Genomic DNA, 22,101 nt, shown 5'->3' with positions numbered 1-22,101 from the left:
CCATGATGTCCGCGCTCAAGGGCTCCACGGTACGGCGCGAGTCGCTCACGGAGGCACAGCGGGCGCAGATGCTGGCGCTGATGCAGCTCTGCTACGCGGGTGTGTCGGCGGAGCGGTTCATGGCGGACCTGGACGCCAAGCAGTACGTCATCCTCCTGCACGCGCGGCGGAGCGCGGAGCTGGTGGGCTTCAGCACGGTGCGCGTGGCGGAGGAGCGCATCGGGACGCAGGTGGTGGAGGTGGTGTACTCGGGCGACACGGTCATCCACCCGGACTGGTGGGGGCACAAGGTGTTGCAGGTGTGCTTCGGGCGCTTCCTCCTGTGGCGCAAGCTGCACAACCCGCTGCGCCCGGTGCACTGGCTGCTGCTGAGCGCCGGGTTCAAGACGTACCTGCTCGCGGTGAACTACTTCGCGCGGACGATGCCCAGGCGCGACTGGTCGCCTCCGCCTGGACGCGCGGACTTCCTGCGGGAGCTGGCCACCCGCTGGTTCGGCGAGCAGTACGACGCGGCGCGGGGCACGCTGCGCTTCCACGGGATGCACTACCGCGTGCGGGACGGCATCGCTCCCATCGACCGCGCGGCGGCGGCGCATCCACACATCGCCTTCTTCGCCGAGCGCAACCCCGGACATGTGGAGGGTGAGGAGCTGGTGTGCCTCGTGGAGATCCGCTGGCGGGACCTCGCGCGGGCGCTCGGGCGCAGTGTGTGGGGGCAGGTTCGCGGCTGGGCGCGGCGCGGGCTGCGGCAGGTGGGCGTCCGTGCGGGGACGTGAGGAGGGCCGGGGCGTGAGCGCGTCCTCCAGGTGCATTCGCGGTGACGGACCCGTCTCCACGTGGCGGCGCGGAAGCCGCGCCGTGACTCCCTCGTGCGTATTGCCCGGCGGGCCGCCTCTGAGGCCGGACTCGCATCCATGCGGGAGCCCGGGAGGCGCGCCGTGATTCCCTCCTCCGTACCGCTCGGTGGGCTGCGCGCCGCACTGGCGCCCTCCGCGCTGCGCTTTCATCGCGCCCTGCGTGACCCGGAGGCGGCACAGGCGGAGTGCCTCGCCCGGGTGCTGCGGGCCGTCTCGGGGAGCCAGCAGGCCGCGCGCGTCCCGGGCTTCGACCGGGTGAAGACGCCGCGTGACTTCCAGGACGCGGTGCCCATGGTGACACCGGACGGCATCGCGCCGGACGTGGAGCGCATCGCGGCCGGAGAGGCCCGCGTGCTCACGCAGGCACCGGTGCTGCGCTTCGAGCCCTCGGGAGGCTCCTCCGGAGCGAGCAAGCTGGTGCCCATGACGCAGGGCCTGCTCGACGAGTTCCAGCGCGCCCTGTCCCCCATGCTCTTCGAGCTGCTCCATCGCAGGCCCGCGCTGCGCATCGGGCCGAGCTACTGGTCCATCTCTCCCATGGGCCGCAAGCAGGGCAGGACGGCCGGAGGGCTCCCGGTGGGCAGCGTGGAGGACAGCGCCTACTTCTCCCGCGCGCTGCGGCCCCTGCTCTCGCGGGTGTTCGCGGTGCCGGGCGCGGTGGGCGCGCTGCCGGACGTGGAGCGCTGCCGCTACGTGACGTTGTGGCACCTCGTCGCGTGTGAGGACCTCGCGCTCATCAGCGTGTGGAACCCGAGCTTCCTCACGCTGCTAATGGACGCGCTGGAGCGGCACGGCGAGCGACTGGCGGAGGACCTGGAGCGCGGCGCCTGCCGGCCACCCGGAGACGCGGAGGAGGTGCGAGCCGTCCTCTCCCGGATGCGCTTCACCCGCCGTCCCGAGCGCGCCGCCGTGCTCCGTTCCGCCCTCCGCCACGGCCTCCAGGCCCGCGAGCTGTGGCCCCGGTTGTCACTGCTCAGCATGTGGACGGACGCGCAGGCCGCGCACGCGGTGCCCGCCGCGTGCCGCCGCTTCACCGGAGTCGAGGTCCAGGGCAAGGGCCTGCTGGCCACCGAAGGCGTCGTCACAGTGCCCCTCTTCGACGCGCCGGCGCCCGTGCTCGCCGTCCGCAGCCACTTCTTCGAGTTCCTCGACGCCGAGCAGCCCGGCGCGCGCCCCCGCCTCGCGCACGAGCTGGAGCGGGGCCGCACGTACGCGGTGCTCCTCTCCACCTCCGGCGGGCTCCTGCGCTACCGCCTGGGAGACCTGGTGCGCGTGGAGGGCTTCGTGCACTCCACGCCCTGCCTGCGCTTCGCCGGCCGCGCGGACTCCGTCTGCGACCTCGTGGGAGAGAAGCTCTCCGCCACGCGCGTGAGCGCCGTGCTGGACGCCACGCTGCCGGCCCTCTTCGGTGGCGAGCGTCCCGCCTTCGTCATGCTCGCCCCGGAGTGGGCCCAGGCGCCGGAGCCTCCCGCCTACCGCCTCTTTCTCGAAACCACCGCCCCCGAAACCCGCCTCGCCGAGGCCGCCGCCGCCGTGGAGCGCGCCCTGTGCGAGGGCCACCACTACCGCTATGCGCGCGAGCTGGGACAGCTCGGCCCGGTGCGCGCCGTGCGCGTCGCGGAAGGGGCCCGCCGCTACGAGGCCCGCTGCATCGCGCTCGGCCAGCGTGCCGGCGACATCAAGCCCATGGACCTGCACCGCCAGCCCGGCTGGTCCGCCCACTTCTCCGGAGTCGCCGCATGAGACAGCTCCAGCACCCGCACCCCGTCGAAGCCCCGCGCACGCCCAACGTGGACCTGGAGGCGGAGGCCGACCTCGCCCGCTGTGGCGCGCTGAAGGACTACTGGTACGTGGCCTGTCTCTCCACCGAGCTGAAGGCCGGCACGCCCCTGGCGCGCACCCTCTTCGGCACGGGCGTGGTCCTCTTCCGCGACGAGCACGGCCGTCCCACCGCGCTGCGCGACAGGTGCCTGCACCGCAACGCGAAGCTGTCGCGCGGGGCCGTGTTCCACGGACGCCTCGGCTGTCCGTACCATGGCTGGGTCTACGACGCGTCCGGCGCGGTGGTGGAGGTGCCCTCGCTGGGGCCCTCGCAGCGGAGCGAGTTGCTGGACGCGGAAGCGTGCGCGCGCGAGGGCCTCCAGCCCGAGCCCTGCGCGCTGGGCCGCCTCCAGCGCTTCCCCACGGTGGAGCAGGACGGGCTCGTCTACGTCTTCATGGGCGGCCCCGACGCGTCGCGCGCCCGGGCCGAGCCCTTCCGCGTGCCGTACTGGGGACAGCCCGGGTGGACCGTCTATTTCATGGTGACGCGCTTCGCGAACGGGGTGACGAACCTCGTCGAGAACTTCATGGACGTGCCGCACACGCTCTTCGTGCACCCGGGCTGGTTCCGCAAGCCGGCGAGCCGGCGCGTGCCGGCCACGGTGCGGCGCACGGCGGGCAGCGTGCTGGTGACGTACAAGCAGGAGCAGGACACCGTCACCGGGCTGGGCCGTCTCTTCAACCCAAGCGGCCTGCCCCTGCTCCACACGGACAAGTACTACGTGCCCAACGTCACCCGCGTGGACTACCTGTGGGGCGGCCACGGCTTCGTCATCAACTCGCAGTGCACGCCCATCGGCCCCACGGACAGCCTCGTCTACACGGCCATCAGCTACCGGCTCCCGGTGGACGTGCCGGGCGCGCTGGTGGGGCGCGCGCTGAGGCCGCTGGTGCGCTGGTACACGCGGCAGGTCATCCAGCAGGACGTCGTCATCATGGACATCCAGCGGGAGGCCCTGCTCGACGGGCCCGGCGGTGGCGTCTACACCGGCACCGAGGCGGACCTGCACCACGCGGACATCGAGGCGTACCGCCGCTGGCTGCGTGAGGGCGGCCACGGCTCGGGCCCCGAGGAGGCCGAGCGCGACATGGTCTTCTGGATTTGACCGCGAGCCGCCGGGCGGTGCCTCGCGGTGTCACAATTCCTTTCACGCAAGGAATTGGGGACTCCAGGCCACACCTCGATTGGACGATTCTCACGGAGTGGTGGTTTGGAGTGTAAATGAAGCTTACGAAGTGGGGGCTCCGCTCCTCGGAAGAGGGGCTGGCCGAGCCGTCGAAATAATTCGAAACAAAAAAACGCACGGAGGGATTTGAAATTCTCATTCCAGATGTGTCACGAATAGCTGGCCTTTCTCCCTGGAGGTTGTTCGTTGGCTATTCACGTATTGAAGAAGTTTGGCGCGGCATGGCTGGGTCTGGCCCTCACCGCCTGCGGAACGGTGGACCCCGCGGCGGGTGACGAGTCGCAGTCGGCCGGGCAGGAGAAGGGGGGGGAGGACATCCAGGATTCGCTGGGTGCCCTCAAGAACGCCGGAGTGCTCGGCGTCCACGAGGACGGGATTCCGTCCACGATTCGCGGTGAGCTGGGCAAGGTGGAGCGCTCGGTGTCGGGCATGGCCGTCGGCCAGGCCGCCGCCGCGGCGTCCCCTGCTGTGTCCGCGGTGTCGCCGGTGTTCCGGCTGAACCCGGCGGACCTCGTCCTGCGCAGCGTGCGCACGGACGAGCAGGGCAACCAGCACCTGCGCTACCGGCAGACCAAGCAGGGCCTGGAGGTGGTGAACGGCGAGCTCATCGTCCACGTGCGCGCCGACGGCACGGTGTACGCCGCCAACGGCTCCGCGCGTGACGGCGTGGCCCTGTCCGCCAAGCCCACCGTTGACGCCGCCGCCGCCGCGTTCGCCGCGGTCCGCGCCACGGCCGGCAACGGCATCGACTCCTCCGGCAGCCCGCGCCTGGTGTACGTGCGCGACGAGGCCGAGAAGCTGCACCTGGCCTGGGAAGTCCGCGTGACGGGCGAGCGCGACGGCATGCCCCTGGTGGACCTGGTGTACGTGAACGCGCGCGGCGGTGACGTCGTGGCGCGCCACCCGCAGATCCACTCGGCCATCAACCGCAAGGTCTACAGCGCCAACAACGGCACCAGCACCCCGGGCACCCTGAAGCGCAGCGAGGGCCAGGCCGCCACCGGCGACTCGCACGTGGACACGAACTACGACATGCTCGGGCTCACGTACAACTGCTACAACACGCTGTTCGGCCGCGACTCGTTCGACAACGCGGGCGCCACGCTCATCAGCACCGTGCACTACAGCAGCAGCTACGTGAACGCCTACTGGGACGGCACCCAGATGGTGTACGGCGACGGCGACGGCGTGAACTCCATCGAGCTGGGCAAGGACGCGGACGTCACCGTCCACGAGCTGACCCACGCGGTGACGGAGCGCGAGTCCAACCTCACGTACTCCGGCCAGTCCGGCGGCCTGAACGAGGCCATGTCCGACACCTTCGCGGCCATCTGCGAGAGCTGGCAGTCGGGCACCTGGAGCACCGCCTCCGCCATCTGGATGATTGGCGAGGACATCTGGACCCCCGGCACCGCGAACGACGCGCTCCGCTACATGGATGACCCGGCCAAGGACGGCGTGTCCAAGGACTGGGCGGCGAACGTGACCTCGTCCACGGACGTGCACTACAGCTCGGGCGTGCCCAACCTGGCCTTCGCCCTGCTCTCCAAGGGTGGCGTGCACCCGCGCGGCCGCTCCACCATCAACGTGCCGGCCATCGGCGTCGAGAAGGCCGCCCGCATCTGGTACAAGGCCAACGTCGACCTCTTCACCGCCTCCACCACCTTCGCGCAGGCGAAGACGTGGACCATCCAGGCGGCCGCGGACCTGGGCTATGACACGGCCACGCAGGACGCCGTGAAGGCCGCGTGGGAGGCCGTGGGCGTGGGCGTCGCTACTCCTCCGCCCACCACCACCGCGCTGAGCAACGGCGTGCCGGTGACGAGCCTGTCCGACAGCGCGGGCGGCCAGAAGTTCTTCACCCTCGCGGTGCCCTCGGGCTCCAGCAGCCTGACGTTCACCATCTCCGGTGGCACGGGCGACGCGGACCTGTACGTGCGCTTCGGCGCCGCGCCGGACTCCTCCACGTACGACTGCCGTCCCTACCAGAGCGGCAACAGCGAGACGTGCACCATCACCAACATCCAGGCGGGCACCTACTACGTGATGCTGAACGCGTACTCGGCCTACTCCGGCGTGACGCTGACGGGCACGTACGGCTCCACGCCTCCGCCCACCGGCAACGTGCTGACGAACGGCGTGCCGGTGACGGGCCTGTCCGGCGCCTCCAGCTCCACGGTGACCTACACCATGGCCGTGCCGGCGAACACCGCCGTCACCTTCACCATCAGCGGTGGCACGGGCGACGCGGACATGTACGTGCGCTTCGGCTCCGCGCCGACCACCTCCACGTACGACTGCCGTCCGTACAAGTCCGGCAACGCCGAGACCTGCACGCTGACCAAGACGACGGCCGGCACGTACTACGTGATGCTGCGCGGCTACTCGGCGTACTCGGGTGTGACGCTCAAGGGCCAGTACTAGCCTTCAGCGCCTCGCATTCCTGAAGCACCGGCACCCGGGAGGCCTCATGGCCGCCCGGGTGCTGTCGTTTCCGGGCCTGTGCACGGCTCCCCAGCCAGGTTCGTTTCCGGAGGCGCCGTGGGCGCGCCCGGGACGTGGCCGCCGCGCAGGGCAAGCACTCGTTCGACCCCGCCAGCCCCCAGTTCAAGCAGGAATACCAGCGGAGCCTCCGCGCATACGTCGATGCGCCCTGCGCGGACCCGGGGTTGAAGCGCATCTACGAGGAGCAACTGGGCAGGCTCGAGCAGGTGCGTGGATCAGCTCACGCGCCGCAGGCCCGGCAGGTCTTCCGAGCGCAGCGCCCAGCGGGGCGGGGGCGGAGGCGCCGGGAGGGTGCCCGTCTGCGTGGCGGGGAAGCCGTCCACCCGCGCGCCGTCCGGGAAGATGGTGCGCTGCTTCACCAGGCTGCCCGCGCCCACGAGGCAGCCGCGGCCCAGCCGGCTGCCGTCGCAGAGGATGGCGCCCGGCTCCACCACCGTGCCCGCGCCCACATGGCAGCCGTGCACCATGCAGCCCGGGCCGATGATGACGCCGTCCTCCAGCACCAGCGCGTTGTCCGGCAGCAGGTGCAGCACCGTGTTCGAGAGCACCTGCACCCCCGCGCCGATGCGCACCTGCCCGTGCGAGTCGCCGACAATCTTCACCCCGGGCCCGATGATGCTGCCCGGGCCGATGACCACGTCCCCCATGACCTCGGCCGTGGAGAAGAGGGTGGCCATCGGGTGGACCAGCGGGTGCTTGTCCCGGAAGGTGTAGAGCTGTCCCATGGGAGCGTCCTCGGCTCGGTCTCTCGCGGAGAAGGCGGTGAGTGGCTGGCCCGGCAGCACCAGGCTGCCCCCCCGGAGCGTCCGCAGCCGCTCCAGGTCCTCTGCATTGGCGCGGCGGAGGACCTGGCCGGGGCGGCCCACCACCACCGACTCGTCCGGCACCACCATGCCGGCGGGAATGAGCGTGCCCTCACCCACGAAGCAGCGCGCGCCCACGCGGGCGCCGGGCATGAGGATGGCGCCGTTGCCCACCTCACACAGCGGGCCCACCTCCGCGCCGATGACGATGCTCCTGTGGCCGAGCACCGCCCGCTCTCCCACCTGGGCCGGGTGCTCGGGGGTGCCGATGACGGAGGCGTTTTCCAGCACCGCCGCCCCCGCCCCCAGCCGCACGGAGCCCGCGACGGAGCGGATGACCGCGCCCTGCGCGATGATGGCGCCCGGCCCGAGGAGGAGCTTCCCGAGGACTCGGGCACTGCTGGCCATGCTGAAGTGCGCGGCCCCCCCGGCGGACACGGCGGACGGGCTCACGAGTGATGGGCTCGTTCCCATGAGTCGCACGAACCTAGCACCCGGTGCTCTGACGTACGGACGGCCCCGCGGCGCGTGTAGGCTGTCCACCCGCCAACGCACGGGGTGAGGGAATCCGCTCCCGGTGCGGGCCTTGTGCCCGCTGTGTACGTGGCGCGCGAGTCGAGCACGGGGAGCCCCGCGGTGGAGCATCCGCCGCCTCGCCCGCCTGCCCTCCCTTCCGGTAACTCCGTGGCGGATGGCGCGTCAGGAATCCGCCACCGTCCCGTCGCTGGACGCGGCCCACCCTTCCTGACACAAGGGGGCCCGGAGGCAGGCATGTCGGAAACATCCCCCGCCGAGGCGAGTCCCCCGCTGGTGGACGCGGGAGGGCCGCCCGAGGGCGACACGCCCGGGCTGTGGGAGTCGCTGAAGGAGGCCGTCCACGGGACGCGGAGGGACCTCACCCGGCTCCCGGTGCGCAGGGCCATCTTCCTGCTCGCCGTGCCCATGGTGCTGGAGATGATGATGGAGTCCGTCTTCGCCGTGGTCGACGTCTTCTTCGTCGGCCGGCTGGGGGCGGACGCGGTGGCGACGGTGGGCCTCACCGAGTCGCTGCTCACCATCATCTACGCGGCGGCCATGGGCCTGAGCATCGGCGCCACGGCGCTGGTGTCGCGCCGCATCGGCGAGGGAGACCCGGAGCGGGCCGCGCGCACCGCGGTGCAGGCGATAGGCCTGGGCATGGTGCTGGCGGTGCCGGTGGCCGTGGCGGGCGTCGTCTTCGCGCGGCCGCTGATGGCCCTGATGGGCGGCTCGCCGTGGGTGCTGGAGCACGGCGTGCGCTACACGCAGGTGATGCTGGGCGGCATGGGCAGCGTGCTGCTCCTGTTCCTCATCAACGCCATCTTCCGGGGCGCGGGGGACGCGGCCATCTCCATGCGCGTGCTGGTGCTGGCCAACGCCATCAACATCGTCCTGGCGCCCATGCTCATCTTCGGCGTGGGGCCCTTTCCGGAGCTGGGGGTGATGGGGGCGGCGGTGGCCACCACCTTCGGGCGGAGCTGCGGCGTGGTGTACCAGCTCTACCGGCTGGCGCGCGGGGACGGGCGGCTCCAGGTGCGCCGCGAGCACCTGCGGCTGGAGCCCGGGACGATGCTGGCCATGCTGCGGCTGTCCGGCGCGGGCACCGCGCAGGCGCTGGTGGGCACCTCGAGCTGGGTGGTGCTGGCGCGCATCGTCGCCACCTTCGGCAGCGCTGCGGTGGCGGGCTATACCATCGCCATCCGCGTCGTCCTCTTCGCGCTGTTGCCCTCGTGGGGGCTGAGCAACGCGGCGGCCACCCTCGTCGGGCAGAGCCTGGGGGCCCGCCAGCCGGAGCGGGGAGAGCACGCGGTGTGGACGGCGGGCCGCATCAACGCCGTGTTCCTGGGCGCGCTGGGGCTCCTGTTCGTCGCCTTCGCGGGGCAGGTGGTGGGCATCTTCACGCGCGAGCCGGAGGTGGTGGCGCACGCGGTCCACGCGCTGCGCCTCATGAGCGCCAGCTTCGTCTTCTATGCCTTCGGCATGGTGCTGACGCAGGCCTTCAACGGCGCGGGGGACACCGCCACGCCCACCGTCCTCAACATCTGCTGCTTCTGGCTGCTGGAGCTGCCCCTGGCGTGGGCGCTGTCCGGGCCGCTGGGGATGGGGCCGTCGGGCGCGTTCCTCTCCATCTCCGTGGCCTTCTCGGTGATGGCGCTGGCGGCCATCGTCCTCTTCCGGCGGGGCCACTGGAAGGAACGCAGGGTGTAGCCTTCGCATGATGCCCAAGCGACTGCCCGCCGCGTTCATCCGTCTCCTGCCGTGCGTGCTGCTGGTGGCCGCCTGCGGCCCCACGGACGTGGCGGACGACAGCGTGGCCTGCGCCGGAGTCCGCTGCACCGCGGGGACCTGCGTCTCCAACGGCGGCCAGCCCATGTGCCGCTGCGGCCCGTGGGAGAGGGCCGCCGGACTGTCGTGCGCCGTGGGCGTCTTCGACGTACCGGACGACCATGGCGGCTCGCCTGGGGATGCCACCGTGCTGTCCGCCCCGATGAGCGCCCTCACGGGCCGCATCGACGTGAGCGAGCGCGAGGGGATGGTGGACCGGGACCTCTTCGCCATCACCTCCGGGGCGCGCCACGTGTACGCCTTCGTCTGTAATTGGAAGACGCTGCCCGACTGCCGGCTGCGCCTGCTGGCCGGCTCCGGTAACGAGGTGGACACCCTTCAAGCGCGCTCGCTGGACGGCCCGGGCCGGGCGCTGTTCTTCACGCTGGACGAGGGCACCGCGTACGTGGAGGTGTCCAGCGAGAAGGGCGTCGGGACGTACACGTACCAACTCCAGGACCTGGGCCTGGATGACCATGGCGATGACTTCGCGGGCGCCACCGCGCTCCAGCCCTCGTGGGGGCGGTCTCCCTTCACCGTCACGCACTCCGGGCTCCATGACCAGGACGTGTTCACCTTCCGCTCCCAGCCGGGGCATGGCTACCGCTTCGGTTGCGAGCTGCCGGCGCCCACCGCGGTGCTCGCGCGGGAGCTGGAGCTGACCTTGAGAAGAGGGGCCAGCGGCACGCTCGTGGACTCCACCTCCTCATTCTCGGACCCGTCCATCGGGGTCGGCGTGCTGGCGGACCGGGAGGCGGACTGGTTCGTGACGGTGCGCGTGTTGCGCGGCAACCAGTGGCGGCTGGAGTCCTCCTGCTGGCTCGAGGACCTGGGGCCCGACGACCACGCGAACACGCTGGACGGCGCCACGCCCGTGACTCCCGGCGTCCCCGTGCCCGTCACCCTGCACTCGGACGAGGACGTGGACGTCCTCTCCTTCACCGCGAAGGCGGGGCGCTTCTACACGCTGAGCAGCGACCCGTGGGGCGCGCTGGGGCTCCGGGTGGTGGACGCCTCCGGGCGCGAGGTGGCGAGCCTCATCGCGCCCTCCTTCTCCTTCCAGGTGGCGTCGGACGGGACGTACTTCATCCAGGTCCGGGAGGGCGCCTCCTGGCTCTACGACTTCCTGCTGTTGCTGGTGGACGGAGGCCTGTCCGGGAGGGCGGGCGTGGACGTGGACGGACTCCGCTTGAAGTGAGCGGAGGTCGTCACTCCGGACGCCACCGGCGGGCCGTTGGCGGCAGGCGTGTGCGCTGGGGAACAGGGTGGGCACTGTCCCGCGGGGCAGGTGTGTTGGCGGAGCGGGGGGCCGTTCATAGGTCCTGTACGCGCCATCCACCCGAGGTCCGCGCGTGCTCCGTTCATTGCTCCACGCGGGGGCTGGTCCCCTGGCCATCGCCGTCCTGCTCTTCCTCGTGGGCTGTGGCCCGTCCTTCGTCGTGGAGCCGGACGACGCCGTCGCGTGCGCGGGTGTGCGCTGCACCGCGGGCACGTGTGTCTCCAACGGAGGCCAGCCCATGTGCCGCTGCGGCGCCTGGGAGTCCTCCGCCGGGCTGCTCTGCCAGGTCTCCGCCTTCGTCGAGCAGGACGACCACGCGTGCTCGCCCGGGGAGGCCACGGTATTGAGCGTGACGCGGGAGCCGCTGGAGGGCCGCATCAGCGCCAGCACGCGCGGCCAGTTCGACCGGGACCTCTTCACCTTCACCGCCGAGCCCGGCCACACCTACGTCTTCCTCTGCCAGCCCCTGACGCTGCCCCGGTGCCTGCCGCGCCTGCTGGACACCTCGGGCCGGCAGATGACGGGCTTCTTCCTCGACAACCCGCGGACCGCCTGGTCCTTCAAGCCGAAGGGCGCGGGGCCCTGGTACATCGAGGTGTCCGGAGCTGGAGAGTCGGGGACGTATGTGTACCAGCTCCAGGACCTGGGCCCCGACGACCACGGGGACTCCCCGGAGCAGGCCGGAGGGATGAGTCCGTCGGACACGTTCTTCACGGTGACGACCACCTTCCTGGGAGACGACGACGTCATCCGGTTCCAGGCCGAGGCGGGACATGGGTACCGCCTGGGCTGCGAGCTGCCCTCGCTCGAAGCGGGCGTCGCCCTGCGGCTGCTGGATTCCACGGGCCGGGTGGTGGACTCCGGGGAGGGCCTGGGCTCACGGCGCCTGCCCGAGGTGGAGCTGCAGGCGCGGTCCGCCGGAACCTGGTTCATGCAGGTGAGCCCCACGTACGGCCAGATGCCGATGACGTTCCGCTGCTGGCTGCGAGACCTGGGGCTGGATGACCACGGCGACTCGATGGGCACCGCCACGTGGATGACGCCCGGGGTGCCCGTCCCCGTCCGGCTCCTGACCCGCAAGGACGTGGACGCACTCGCCTTCACCGCGGAGGCCGGCCACACCTACGTCCTGCGGCAGCAGCCCCTGGTCGCCGCGTCCATCCAGCTCCTCGACGGGCGGGGGATGTGGCTGGGACATGCCAGCCCCTCCTGGCACGTCCTCGAGCAGGCCGTGGCTGGCGATTATCTCCTCCAGGTGAGTCCTCCCTCGGCGGGTGTCGTGGACACTCCCTTCGAGCTCTGGGTGGAGGACCTGGGGGACACGACGGCCGGCGCGGCCCGCTGAGCGCGGCTACGGCAGGCAGATTTCGAAGCCGGTGCGCCCGGGTGGGAATGTGTCACGCGGGCGCGAGGCCGGTGTCACCGCGTAGAGGTGGAAGTCGAGCCGGCGCTGGAGGAAGCCCTTCAGCGCCGGGGCCAGCGCGTCGTCCTCTCCGAGGTAGAGGGTGACGAAGTGGAAGCCGCGGCCGTGGAAGTCCGCGTACACCTGCTCCAGCAGCGCGCGGAAGATGGCGGGGTCCTCTCCGCGCACGCTGGTGTTGCAGAGGTAGAAGTAGCGGAAGTCACTGCCGGGAGCGGGCAGTCGCGGCGCCCGCGCCACGGAGGCCATGGCGTTCCAACCCAGCCGCACCCAGCGCATGCTTCCCCGGTACGCGTGGACGCGGTAGCGCTTCACGGCCTCGGGGTTCCACGCGGAGGTGCAGCCCACCAGCCGCCCGCCCGCGTCGAAGGCGAGGTACGTGTCCTCCACGCGCAGCCCCGGCCAGCGGGCGAAGCGGTGCTCCAGCTCGCCGGCGTCGTAGCGGTATCCGAAGGGGCGCGCGCGGTGGTCCTCGTCCAGGAGCGCGGCCATGGCGGGGAGGTCTTCCGGCGTGGCACGGCGCACGGTGAAGGCGCTGGGACGGGGGCGGCGGCGGAGCAGGAACTGGAGCGAGACGGCGGAGAAGCGGCGGAGCAGGGCGTAGTGGGGCTGGGCCTCGCGTCCGGGGCGGCGGCGCACCAGGGCCTGGAGGGCGGTGGCGTTGGAGGCCATGACGGCGGTGAGGAAGGTGTCCACGCCCAGGCGCTGCGCCGTCTCCTCCAGCACGGGGCCGAAGTAGCGGGCGAGGCCCCGGGTCCGGCGCGCGGAGAAGCGGGTGCGCAGGTCGCCCAGGTAGCCCACCCGGCACGGGCGGCCCTCCAGCCAGCCGTCGCGCACGTGGATGGCGCCCATGCCGTCGAGCGGGCCTCCCTCGCCGTGGACCCAGACCTCCGCGTCGCCGCGCTGCATGTCGAAGAGGGCGAAGTAGTCCGGGGAACGCCGGGTGGAGAGGACCAGCTCGCCCTGCATGGGCACCGCGCCGAACAGGTCGAGCAGCGCGGCATTGTCTTCACGGGTGGCGCGTCGGAGGAGGCTCATGCGGCGGATGGGGAGCCTACGCGAGAAAGGCGCCGTGGACCCCACGCGGGCCGTGCGTTGGCAGGGAGCCTCGCGCCGTGCTCACATCCGGGCGGGTCCGCCTCTGGAGGATGGAAGGAAGGGCCATGCGGGAGCTGTTGCTGCGCCTCAACCGCCGCTTCGCCGGCCGCCTGGCCACCACGGTGGCCGTCCTCATGGGGACCTTCCAGTGTTACTGGTGGCTCAACGCGAACCTGCCGCCGCGCTTCGACCTGTCGCTGCCGGTGGACGCGGCCATTCCGTTCATTCCCTGGACGTACGTCGTCTATACGTCCTTCTTCGTCTTCCCGCTGGTGGCGGCGTGGGCGCTGGAGGCGGAGGAGTACGTGCGGATGCTGGGCGCGGTGCTGGTGGTGAACGCGCTGTGCTACCTGGGCTTCTTCCTCTTCACGTCGCACTTCCCGCGCCCGCCGGTGGAGGCGATTGCGTCGCCGTACTGGCGTGAGCAGTTCCGGGTGATGTGGTCGCAGGACCTGCCGGGCAACACCTTTCCGAGTCTCCACGTCGCCGTCACCGTGCTCGGGGCGCTGCGGTTGCGGCACCGGCGCGCCGGCGTGCTGTGGCTGGTGTGGGCCGCGCTCATCTCCGTGTCCACGCTCACCGTGAAGCAGCATTTCCTGGTGGATGTGCTCGGCGGTGGGGTGGTGGCGCTCGCGGCGCATGCGCTGTTCTTCCGCCGCTGGCCCGCGCGGGGGCTCGCGGAGGCGGTGACGCCCGTGACCGCGGTGAGGACTCCGTGAGCGGCGCACCCGTGGACATTCCCGCGCCTCCGGGCCGCGTCAACGTGGCGCTGGCGCTCGTCATCGTCACCGGAGGTGTGGCGTTGCAGTGGCTCGCCTCGCGCGCGGACGGGTGGCCGGGCGTGCTGGGCGCGGGCGTGGCCTTCTCCTTCCTCTTCCTGCCGCTGTACTCGCTGCTGCACGAGGCCGAACACCGCGTCTTCCACTCGCACCCGGCGGTCAACGAGGGCTTCGGCCTGCTGCTGGCGGCGTTCTTCCCCGGGCCCTTCACGTTCCTTCGCGCGTGCCACCTGGGGCACCACCGCCGCAACCGCAGCGACGCGGAGATGTTCGACCTGTACTACCCGGGGGACGACGTGCGGCGGAAACACGTCATCTTCTATGCCCTCTACCTGGGCGGCTTCTGGCTGCTGGTGCCGCTGGCGATGGCCGTGGTGCTGGTGGCGCCCGGGGCGCTGCGTGGCCGGCTGGTGAAGGACCCCTCCGCCGTGGCCATGGTGGAGGGCATCCCCGCGTCCTTCATGCGCCGCATCCGCGCGGAGTGCGCCGGCGTGGTGTTGCTGCACGTGGGCCTGGTGCTCGCGCTGGGCCTGTCACCCGGGCGCTACCTGCTGCTGTATGCGCTCTTCGGGCTGAACTGGTCGGCGCAGCAGTACGTCACCCACGCGCACAGCCCGAGGCATGTGCTGGACGGAGCGCACAACCTGCGGGCGCATCCGCTGTACGAGGCGCTGCTGCTGCACTTCAACTGGCACCTGGCCCACCACCAGCACCCGCGCGTGCCCTGGCTGTACCTGCCGCGCCATGACGACCCGACCCGCGAGCGGCCGGGCTACCTCACGGCCTTCCTGCGATTCTGGCGCGGGCCCCGGCTGACCGCGGCGGTGGGGGACTCGACCCCGTCCGGCGGCCCGGCGGGGACGTAGCCCGCGGGCGGGAGGAATGCGCCCGCCGCCTCAGCGCGGCTTCGCCTCCTTGTAGCGCAGCCGCTTCATGGCCTCGAAGCGTGCCCTGTCCCGGGGCGGCGTGGTCGCCACCAGTCCGTCCAGCATGCGCTTCGAGCTCTGGAAGATTTCCTCGACGGCGACCTCGAAGGCGTCGGTGTTCTGCTTCGAGGGTTTGCGCGTACCGGCAATCTTGCGGACGAACTGCAGCGCCGCCGCGCGGATGTCCTCGTCGGTGGCGGGAGGCGAGAAGTTGAACAGCGGCTTGATGTTCCGGCACATGGCCCGAGCGTACTAGAAAGCCCGCACCATGCCCCCGTCGCCCACGCTTCGGACCTGCCTCGTCACGCGCAGAGAGGAGCTGGAGCAGATTCTCCGGCTCCAGGCCGCCAACCTGCGCGGCCACGTCTCACCCGAGCAGGCCGCGCGTGAGGGCTTCGTCACCGTGTCCCACACGCTGGACGTGTTGGAGCGGATGCACGCGCTCGCGCCGAGCGTCATCGCCAGGGAGGGCGAGCAGCTCGCGGGTTATGCGCTGGTGATGCCGGTGGAGGCCCGCGCCTTCGTCCCCATCCTGGAGCCCATGTTCCAGCTCCTGGAGACGCTGAGCTGGCGCGGCCGGCCGCTCCGCGACTCCCGCTACTACGTCATGGGCCAGGTGTGCGTGGCCGAGGCGTACCGGGGCCAGGGGGTGTTCGACGCGCTCTACCGTGAGCACCGCGCCAGCTACGGGGGACGCTTCGACTGCATGGTGACGGAGGTGGCCACGCGCAACACGCGCTCCATGCGGGCCCACGCACGCGTCGGCTTCGAGGTCATCGAGACGTACCGGGACGCCACCGACGAGTGGGCCGTCATCGCCATGGGCCTGCGCGACGGCGAGCGGTAGTTCCGGGGAATGGGCGGCCCCGTCCGGCGTTCCAGGGGCCCGGAAGAAGCGGGGGTACCCCTGCCGGACCCGATGCTACGGTCCGGCGCCGCTTCCGTTCTTCCTTCACGACAGAGGGCCCAACCCATGACGCACCGTCGACTCACCTCGCACCTGAGCATCCCGACCCTGGCCGCGCTCGTCTTCCTCGCCGCCACGCCCGCGCTGGCGCAGAAGAGCATCCCGCCCGCGAAGGCCCCCGTCAGCCCGCTGGAGATGACGGCGGAGAAGCTGGACGACACCACGTACGTGAAGGTGACGTACAACTCGCCCCGCATCCAGGACCCGAAGACGGGCCAGAAGCGCGTCATCTTCGGCAAGCTGGTGCCCTATGGCGAGGTGTGGCGCCTGGGCGCGAACGCCGCCACCGAGCTGACGGCGACGGCCGACATCGAGCTCGCGGGCAAGCGGCTCCCGGCGGGGACCTACTCGCTCTTCACCATTCCCCAGGCGGACAAGTGGACCCTCATCGTCAACAAGGACGTCGGCCAGTGGGGCGCCTACAAGTACAACAAGGACAATGACGTCCTGCGCGTGGACGTGCCGGTGAAGAAGAGCGCGGACACCTACGAGGCCTTCACGATTGCCTTCGACGACAAGGGCACCGCGCTGAACATCTCGTGGGAGAACACGCAGGTCTCCGTGCCCGTGCGTCCCGCGAAGAAGGGCTGAGCTCGAGGTTTCCGGGGGCGTCGGGCCAGCTCACCCGGTGGCGAACAGCTTTGCCTTCGCGATGCGCACGGGCAGCACCTCGCCCGCGCGCACCTCGCGGGGCGGGCCCACCACGCGTAGCAGCGTGCCCCCCACCGGGAAGCGGTACTCCGCGGCGTGCCCGAGGAACAGGCGCGCGGAGAGGGGCAGCGGCGTGCCCTCCGCGCCCAATTCCAGGTCCTCCGGGCGGACGACCAGCGTGCAGGGGCCGTCCGGAGCGGCTGTCCCCGGCGGCAGGGGGAACCTCGTGTCTCCCTGGGCGGTGTGGAACGCGCCGTCGCGGACCTGGCCCACGAGGACATTCGCTCCTCCGACGAAGCCCGCGACGAAGGGCGTCGCGGGCTCACGGTAGAGCCGCTCGGGCGCGTCCACCTGCTCGATGACGCCCTGGTTCATCACCGCGATGCGGTCCGACAGGGCCAGCGCCTCGCCCTGGTCGTGCGTGACGAAGACCATGGTGGTGCCCAGCCTCGCGCGCAGGGCGGCGATTTCCGCGCGCAGCTCCTCGCGCAGGGCGGCGTCCAGGTTGGACAGCGGCTCGTCCAGCAGCAGCACGCGCGGGCTGGCCACCAGCGCCCTCGCGAGCGCCACGCGCTGGAGCTGGCCACCCGACAGCTCGTGCGGCCTGCGCGTCGCGAGCGCCTCCAGCCGCACCCACCTCAGTGCCTCCTTCACGCGCGACGCCACCTCCGCCTTCGCCAGGCGCCGCAGCGTCAGCGGGTAGGCCACGTTCTCCTCCACGGAGCGGTGGGGCCAGACGGCGTAGCTCTGGAAGACCATGCCCAGCCCGCGGCGCTCGGGAGGAACGCGCACTCCGGGCCCGGTCACCGTCTCCCCGCCAATGCGGATGACGCCCGAGTCCGGATGCTCCAGCCCCGCCAGCATTCGCAGCGTCGTCGTCTTCCCGCAGCCTGACGGCCCGAGCAGGGAGACCAGCTCCCCCTCGCGTACGTCCAGGCTGAGGCCCCGCACCACCGGCGTGGCGCCGTACGACTTGAACAGGCCCCCCAGCGCGATGGACGCCATCACCGAGCCTCCCTCGTGCGCCGGTCCACTCGCCTGCGCGTCTGCTCCAGCACTCCGGGCGCCATTCCCATCACCGCACCTCCACCGTGCGCCGGCCCACCAGCGCGAGCACCGACTGGCCCACCACCACCAGCGCCACGAAGGCACAGGCCAGCACCGCCGCGGCGGCCGGGTCCGCGTAGCTCTGCAGCTCGAACAGGAGCGTGCCCAGCACCTCCGAGCCCGCGGGCACGAGGAGCACGGACATCGTTATCTCCGTCGCGCAGGCGAGGAAGGCCAGCACGAACGCCACCGTGAGCGCCGGGCGCAGCAACGGCAGCGGCGCGTCCACGAACGCGCGTACCGGGCCCGCGCCGCTCACCCGTGCCGCCTCCGCGAGTGACGGGTCGATTTGCGCCAGCGCCTCCGCGCTGTTCCGCGCTCCGAGCGCGAGGTACTTCGCCGCGTAGGCGATGAGCAGCAGCCACGGCGTGTGCGCCAGCGCGAGCACGAAGGCGGCCCGGCCGAGCAGGATGAAGCGCAGGTCCCGCGAGAAGGCGAGCAGCAACGCCAGCGCCACCACCGTGCCCGGGACGGCGTAGGGCCATACGGCGAGCGCCTCCACTCCCGCCCCGAGCCGGCGGAAGCTCCGTTGCAACACCGCGGCCGCGAGCCCCAGCACGCACACCAGCCCTCCCGCCCCCGCGGCCAGCAGCAGGCTGCGCCCCGTGGCGCGCAGTGTGCGCGGCTCCAGCAGGACGCCGGACCAGTGCGCCAGCGTCAGCTCCCGCCACGCCAGCTCCGCGCCGAAGCTGCGCTGCATGGACGTGAGGAGGATGGCGCCCAGCGGGAGCAGCACCAGCAGCACGCAGGTGAGGCCCACGGCCACCAGAGCGGACCCACGCGCACGGCCCAGCGGAAGGAGACGGGAGGCCACGCCCTTGCCCGCGCTCAGCCGCACACGGCCGGAGCGTCCCAGGGCCCATGTCGCCAGGAGCGCCAGGGGCGTGAGCAGCAGGAGCGCGGTGGCCAGCACCGAGGCGCGTGCCAGGCCCGCATCCCCACCCAACAGCACCAGCTCGTAGATTCGCGTGGTGAGCACCCGCGTGGGCGGTGAGGCCGACACACCCAGGAGGTACGGAACGCCGAAGGACGACGCGGCCATGAGGAACACCATCACCGTGCCCGACAGCAGCGACGGCAGGGCCAGGGGCAGCGTCGTCGTCAGCAGCGCGCGCAGGGGTGAAGCGCCGCACACCCGCGCGGCTTCCTCCAGCGCCGGGTCCACCCGCCGGAGCGCCGCGGCCCCCGCCAGCAGCACCAGCGGCAGCCCCGACAAGCCCTCGACGAAGGCGATGCCCGCCGGGCCATAGATGTCGAAGGCGCCGTCGCCCAGCAGGCGGTTGAGGTAGCCCGCGCGAGGGCTGGCGAGCGACAGCCACCCCATGCCCCAGATGAACGCCGGAATCGCGGAGGGCAGGGTGAAGAGCACCGTGAAGGCGCCGCGCAGCGGCAGGTCCGTACGGAACAGCAGCAGCGACAGCGGCGCGCCCAGCAGGAACGCGAGCGCCGCCGCCCCGGCGGAGATGCCCAGCGTGTTCCCCAGCGCTCCGGTCTCCGAGGCCAGCCAGGCCAGGCCCGCGTCGCCGTGAGCCCCCGTGCCTCGCAGGAGCAGCGCCCCGACGGGGCCCACGGCGAAGAAGAGGATGGGCACCAGCCACGCACCCAGGCCGAGCCACCGCGCCGAGGCCGCCTTCATCGCGCGAAGGCCCGGGTGAAGGTCTCCTTGATGGCCCCGCCGCGCGTGAGCCCCAGCTCGACGAGCGCGGGTGTCCACGGCCGCGAGCGCTCCAGCAATTCCTCCACGCCGGGCTCGCCACGCGGCCCACCGAGCCGTGGGTCCACCGCGTGCATGTCGCCCTTCTCGACGATGAGGCGCTGCCCCTCGGGAGACAGGAGCACGTCCAGCACGGCCTTCGCGGCCACGGGGTTGGGCGTCGTCGCGAAGAGGGCCACCGGGCCGGGGATGACGACGGCGCCGTCCGTGGGCCACACCACGGAGATGGGACTGCCGCGCGCCCGGGCCGCCAGGGCGTTCTCCAGCAGCAGCACGCCCGCGTCGGCCTCGCCGCTCTCCACCTTCTGGAGCACCGCCGCGTTGCCGCCCGCGACGATGGCGCCGCGCTCGCGCAGGCCGGTGAAGAACGCATCGCCGTACTTCGCCTGGCAGAACACGGCCCAGGTGAAGGCGGTGCCCGAGGTGAGCGGGTCGCCGATGGCCACGCGCCCCTTCCAGCGGCCATTCACCAGCTCGGCGAAGGAGGACGGCGCGGGCGTGGTGCCCTCGCGGTGGACGAGGACCATGGTGGACAGGCGGATGGCCGCGTAGCGCGCGTCCAGGTCCACCAGCGGGCGGGGGACCCGGAGCACATACGGGGAAGCGTAGCGCGCGAAGGCTCCCTCCCGCGCGAGCCGCTCGTAGAGGAACGGGTCCGACGTGGCGAGGAGGTCGGCACGGACGGCGCCCGCGGCGCGCTCGGCTTCCAGCCGGCTGGCCACCTTCTCGCTGCCGGCCTGATACCAGTGGACCTGCACGCCGGGGAGCTTCTCCTTCAGCAGCGGGTCCAGCGCGTCCAGCACGTGCCGGTACATGGACGTGTAGACCCAGACGTCCCCGGAGGGTGCGCCCTCGCTGGCGGCCGCGGGCCCGGATGAGGGCGCGGCGGACTCGATGCGGCACGAGGCGAGCAGGACGAGCGCGGCGGCGAGGCCGGCCCCCCGGACCAGGGCGGGAAGGGACATTCCCGGCGGATTATGCGGAACGGGCGCTGAAAGTCACAGTCACCGCTCCGTGCTCCTGGATTGCGATTGCCTCCACAACTCAATACTCCCCGGGGATGACCGCCGAGTCCCAGTCCCGTGTTTCCGGCAGCTGGGGAAGCGGGCAGACTCCGAGCTTTCCGGGGGAGGACGTGTCATGCCGCTGCCGCTCATTCCAGCAGCCCTCTTTCTCGCGGGCCTGGCCGGGTACGGAGGAAAGAAGGCGTACGACGGCATTCAGTCGATGAAGGAGGCCAGGGAGACCGGCGAGGCCGCCGAGGCACTCCACAAAGCGTGGGTCGCTCGGCTCGAGGAGGGGCGCTCCGAGCTTCAGGCGCGACTGGATGCGCTGGAGGGCCAGCGGCGAACGGTTACAGTCACCACGTTCCGGCGCCTCTTCGACTTCCTGGAGCGGCTCGAACAGAAGGCCCGCCTCGCGGCGCTCGACAGCCTTGGTGCATTGGGGGTGAGCCGCGAGGAGGTGCGCCAGTTCGCGGCTCAGTATCTGGAGGCAGGTGGCACCCTCTCGGGCGCTGTCACGGCCGCCCTCACGGGCGCCGGTGCGAGCGCCGTCACCACCGGCCTCGTCACGAGCTTCGCGACAGCGGGCACGGGAGCGGCCATCTCCGGACTCTCTGGCGCGGCGGCCAAGAGCGCGGTCCTTGCGTGGCTGGGAGGGGGCTCCCTCGCGACGGGAGGATTCGGTGTGGCGGGGGGAACGGTCATCCTGGGGGGAATCGCCATCGCTCCGGCCGTGGCCGTGGCCGGCTTCGTCATCGCTCGTGAGGGTGAGAAGGCGAAGACGAGGGCCGAGGCGTATGCGGCCGAGGTCGAGCAGAAGGTAGCGCACATCGAGGCTGCGCTCGCGGTGCTCACCCAGGCGGGAGCGCGCGTCGACGAGCTTCGCTGGGTGACCCAGGAACTGGATGTGCGTGCCAACCGCGCCCTCGATGCGCTCTGGACCCTGGATGGCGTGTTCGACGCGGACAACGAGCAGCACCTGCGGAAGTTCGCCACGGCCATGCAGCTCGTGAAGGCGGAGAGCGAGTTGCTCCGTGTTCAGCTCTTCACGGCGGACGGTGGCATCGACGCGCAGGTAGAGACGCTGCTGGCGCGGCAGCGCCGGCTGCTCGAGGAGGGCCTGGCATGAAGAGCAAGAAGCTGCCTGCCGGGGCTGCCCAGTCCGCGGCCAGCATCGCCGACGTGCTCGCCGGCATCAAAATGGTGGCCGACTGCGTTCGGGACATCCAGAAGGAGCGGACGGAGCAGGTCCGCCTGAAGGAGAGCGCCCGCGTCGAAGTGGAGCGCATCCACGCCATGCGGGACGTGCTGCTGGACTACCTGGACCGCAGCTTCGATGAGCGGGAGAAGAACTTCCGCGACCTCTTCGAGCGGCTCGACAGTGCGATTGCCGCCGACAATGCGCAGCTCGCGGGCGTGGTACTCGACTCCGTGGTGAAGCTCGCCGACTCCTCACCTTTCAAAGCCCTTCGGGACATCTCAGCGACCCGGGAGGCGCTGAACGAGAAGGGAAAGGAGTGGCAATTCTAGAGGCGTGAGGCCGCGAGCCGCCCCAGGGCCCCGCCGACCCCATGTCAGGCCCCCGGTTTATACAGGCCGTAGTGGAAGGAACGTTCCTTCCAAAGGGCATGCATTTGGGG

At 71.6% G+C, this 22,101-nt stretch carries 19 protein-coding genes; 13 read left to right on the top strand and 6 right to left on the bottom strand.

Annotation, left to right across the window (positions count from 1 at the left end; genetic code table 11):
- Nucleotides 1–2: 2 nt before the first annotated feature.
- From K8638_RS39960 to K8638_RS39945, 4 genes are all read left to right on the top strand, one after another.
- Entirely contained in the window at nucleotides 3–776 is a 774-nt protein-coding gene (locus tag K8638_RS39960; RefSeq protein ID WP_223760012.1) for a hypothetical protein, read from the top strand.
- Nucleotides 777–938: 162 nt separating this feature from the next.
- Nucleotides 939–2,600, top strand: coding sequence for a GH3 auxin-responsive promoter family protein (locus K8638_RS39955; RefSeq protein WP_223760011.1), 1,662 nt, complete (start codon nucleotides 939–941; stop codon nucleotides 2,598–2,600).
- Nucleotides 2,597–3,784: an aromatic ring-hydroxylating dioxygenase subunit alpha gene (locus tag K8638_RS39950; protein WP_223760010.1), complete on the top strand. Its 1,188-nt coding sequence runs from the start codon at nucleotides 2,597–2,599 to the stop codon at nucleotides 3,782–3,784. The genes K8638_RS39955 and K8638_RS39950 overlap by 4 nt, the downstream gene beginning before the upstream one ends.
- Nucleotides 3,785–4,051: 267 nt before the next feature.
- Entirely contained in the window at nucleotides 4,052–6,289 is a 2,238-nt protein-coding gene (locus K8638_RS39945) for a M4 family metallopeptidase (protein WP_223760009.1), read from the top strand.
- Nucleotides 6,290–6,585: 296 nt separating this feature from the next.
- Here K8638_RS39945 and K8638_RS39940 read toward each other — a convergent pair whose 3' ends face one another.
- The gene (locus tag K8638_RS39940; RefSeq protein ID WP_223760008.1) at nucleotides 6,586–7,626 is read right to left on the bottom strand and encodes a UDP-3-O-(3-hydroxymyristoyl) glucosamine N-acyltransferase; all 1,041 of its coding nucleotides are present in this window, start codon (nucleotides 7,624–7,626) and stop codon (nucleotides 6,586–6,588) included.
- Between the two features lie 318 nt (nucleotides 7,627–7,944).
- Between K8638_RS39940 and K8638_RS39935 the strand changes: the two genes are divergently transcribed.
- From K8638_RS39935 to K8638_RS39925, 3 genes are all read left to right on the top strand, one after another.
- Entirely contained in the window at nucleotides 7,945–9,399 is a 1,455-nt protein-coding gene (locus K8638_RS39935) for an MATE family efflux transporter (protein WP_223760007.1), read from the top strand.
- A 7-nt stretch (nucleotides 9,400–9,406) separates the two neighbouring features.
- On the top strand, nucleotides 9,407–10,714 hold the full coding sequence (locus tag K8638_RS39930) for a PPC domain-containing protein (protein WP_223760006.1): 1,308 nt from the start codon (nucleotides 9,407–9,409) through the stop codon (nucleotides 10,712–10,714).
- Nucleotides 10,715–10,868: 154 nt separating this feature from the next.
- Nucleotides 10,869–12,140, top strand: coding sequence for a hypothetical protein (locus K8638_RS39925; RefSeq protein WP_223760005.1), 1,272 nt, complete (start codon nucleotides 10,869–10,871; stop codon nucleotides 12,138–12,140).
- A 6-nt stretch (nucleotides 12,141–12,146) separates the two neighbouring features.
- On the opposite strand, the gene K8638_RS39920 is transcribed toward K8638_RS39925, so the two are convergent.
- Complete coding sequence (locus tag K8638_RS39920; protein WP_223760004.1) at nucleotides 12,147–13,253, bottom strand: GNAT family N-acetyltransferase; 1,107 nt, start codon at nucleotides 13,251–13,253, stop codon at nucleotides 12,147–12,149.
- Between the two features lie 125 nt (nucleotides 13,254–13,378).
- Between K8638_RS39920 and K8638_RS39915 the strand changes: the two genes are divergently transcribed.
- Entirely contained in the window at nucleotides 13,379–14,032 is a 654-nt protein-coding gene (locus K8638_RS39915) for a phosphatase PAP2 family protein (protein WP_223760003.1), read from the top strand.
- Nucleotides 14,029–14,958: a fatty acid desaturase gene (locus K8638_RS39910; RefSeq protein ID WP_223760002.1), complete on the top strand. Its 930-nt coding sequence runs from the start codon at nucleotides 14,029–14,031 to the stop codon at nucleotides 14,956–14,958. Before K8638_RS39915 ends, K8638_RS39910 begins: the two co-directional genes overlap by 4 nt.
- A 30-nt stretch (nucleotides 14,959–14,988) precedes the next feature.
- Here K8638_RS39910 and K8638_RS39905 read toward each other — a convergent pair whose 3' ends face one another.
- Nucleotides 14,989–15,258 carry a DUF2277 domain-containing protein gene (locus tag K8638_RS39905; RefSeq protein ID WP_223760001.1) on the bottom strand — a complete coding sequence of 90 codons (270 nt, stop codon included), beginning with the start codon at nucleotides 15,256–15,258 and terminating at the stop codon, nucleotides 14,989–14,991.
- A 28-nt stretch (nucleotides 15,259–15,286) separates the two neighbouring features.
- On the opposite strand from K8638_RS39905, the gene K8638_RS39900 reads away from it, so the two are divergent.
- Complete coding sequence (locus K8638_RS39900) at nucleotides 15,287–15,865, top strand: GNAT family N-acetyltransferase (RefSeq protein ID WP_223760000.1); 579 nt, start codon at nucleotides 15,287–15,289, stop codon at nucleotides 15,863–15,865.
- A 126-nt stretch (nucleotides 15,866–15,991) separates the two neighbouring features.
- Complete coding sequence (locus tag K8638_RS39895) at nucleotides 15,992–16,576, top strand: DUF2911 domain-containing protein (RefSeq protein WP_223759999.1); 585 nt, start codon at nucleotides 15,992–15,994, stop codon at nucleotides 16,574–16,576.
- 30 nt (nucleotides 16,577–16,606) lie between these two features.
- Here K8638_RS39895 and K8638_RS39890 read toward each other — a convergent pair whose 3' ends face one another.
- From K8638_RS39890 to K8638_RS39880, 3 genes are all read right to left on the bottom strand, one after another.
- A complete protein-coding gene (locus K8638_RS39890) occupies nucleotides 16,607–17,641 on the bottom strand; it encodes an ABC transporter ATP-binding protein (RefSeq protein ID WP_223759998.1) in 1,035 nt (344 codons plus the stop codon).
- Between the two features lie 70 nt (nucleotides 17,642–17,711).
- Nucleotides 17,712–19,379: an iron ABC transporter permease gene (locus K8638_RS39885; RefSeq protein ID WP_223759997.1), complete on the bottom strand. Its 1,668-nt coding sequence runs from the start codon at nucleotides 19,377–19,379 to the stop codon at nucleotides 17,712–17,714.
- A complete protein-coding gene (locus tag K8638_RS39880; protein ID WP_223759996.1) occupies nucleotides 19,376–20,422 on the bottom strand; it encodes an ABC transporter substrate-binding protein in 1,047 nt (348 codons plus the stop codon). The genes K8638_RS39885 and K8638_RS39880 overlap by 4 nt, the downstream gene beginning before the upstream one ends.
- Nucleotides 20,423–20,597: 175 nt before the next feature.
- Between K8638_RS39880 and K8638_RS39875 the strand changes: the two genes are divergently transcribed.
- Both K8638_RS39875 and K8638_RS39870 read left to right on the top strand, forming a co-directional pair.
- A complete protein-coding gene (locus tag K8638_RS39875; RefSeq protein ID WP_223759995.1) occupies nucleotides 20,598–21,590 on the top strand; it encodes a hypothetical protein in 993 nt (330 codons plus the stop codon).
- Nucleotides 21,587–21,991, top strand: coding sequence for a hypothetical protein (locus tag K8638_RS39870; RefSeq protein WP_223759994.1), 405 nt, complete (start codon nucleotides 21,587–21,589; stop codon nucleotides 21,989–21,991). The genes K8638_RS39875 and K8638_RS39870 overlap by 4 nt, the downstream gene beginning before the upstream one ends.
- Nucleotides 21,992–22,101 lie beyond the last annotated feature (110 nt).

Source organism: Myxococcus sp. RHSTA-1-4 (genome assembly GCF_020037125.1).
Lineage (GTDB): Bacteria > Myxococcota > Myxococcia > Myxococcales > Myxococcaceae > Myxococcus.
Note: the sequence above shows the minus strand (reverse complement) of the source record. Positions and strands in the feature narration are given on the sequence as shown.

Coding starts and splice junctions, on each gene's coding strand:
- K8638_RS39960 (WP_223760012.1), top strand. CDS start 3: ATGATGTCCGCGCTCAAGGGCTCCACGGTACGGCGCGAGTCGCTCACG.
- K8638_RS39950 (WP_223760010.1), top strand. CDS start 2,597: ATGAGACAGCTCCAGCACCCGCACCCCGTCGAAGCCCCGCGCACGCCC.
- K8638_RS39935 (WP_223760007.1), top strand. CDS start 7,945: ATGTCGGAAACATCCCCCGCCGAGGCGAGTCCCCCGCTGGTGGACGCG.
- K8638_RS39930 (WP_223760006.1), top strand. CDS start 9,407: ATGATGCCCAAGCGACTGCCCGCCGCGTTCATCCGTCTCCTGCCGTGC.
- K8638_RS39920 (WP_223760004.1), bottom strand. CDS start 13,253: ATGAGCCTCCTCCGACGCGCCACCCGTGAAGACAATGCCGCGCTGCTC.
- K8638_RS39915 (WP_223760003.1), top strand. CDS start 13,379: ATGCGGGAGCTGTTGCTGCGCCTCAACCGCCGCTTCGCCGGCCGCCTG.
- K8638_RS39905 (WP_223760001.1), bottom strand. CDS start 15,258: ATGTGCCGGAACATCAAGCCGCTGTTCAACTTCTCGCCTCCCGCCACC.
- K8638_RS39900 (WP_223760000.1), top strand. CDS start 15,287: ATGCCCCCGTCGCCCACGCTTCGGACCTGCCTCGTCACGCGCAGAGAG.
- K8638_RS39895 (WP_223759999.1), top strand. CDS start 15,992: ATGACGCACCGTCGACTCACCTCGCACCTGAGCATCCCGACCCTGGCC.
- K8638_RS39890 (WP_223759998.1), bottom strand. CDS start 17,641: ATGGCGTCCATCGCGCTGGGGGGCCTGTTCAAGTCGTACGGCGCCACG.
- K8638_RS39885 (WP_223759997.1), bottom strand. CDS start 19,379: ATGAAGGCGGCCTCGGCGCGGTGGCTCGGCCTGGGTGCGTGGCTGGTG.
- K8638_RS39880 (WP_223759996.1), bottom strand. CDS start 20,422: ATGTCCCTTCCCGCCCTGGTCCGGGGGGCCGGCCTCGCCGCCGCGCTC.
- K8638_RS39875 (WP_223759995.1), top strand. CDS start 20,598: ATGCCGCTGCCGCTCATTCCAGCAGCCCTCTTTCTCGCGGGCCTGGCC.
- K8638_RS39870 (WP_223759994.1), top strand. CDS start 21,587: ATGAAGAGCAAGAAGCTGCCTGCCGGGGCTGCCCAGTCCGCGGCCAGC.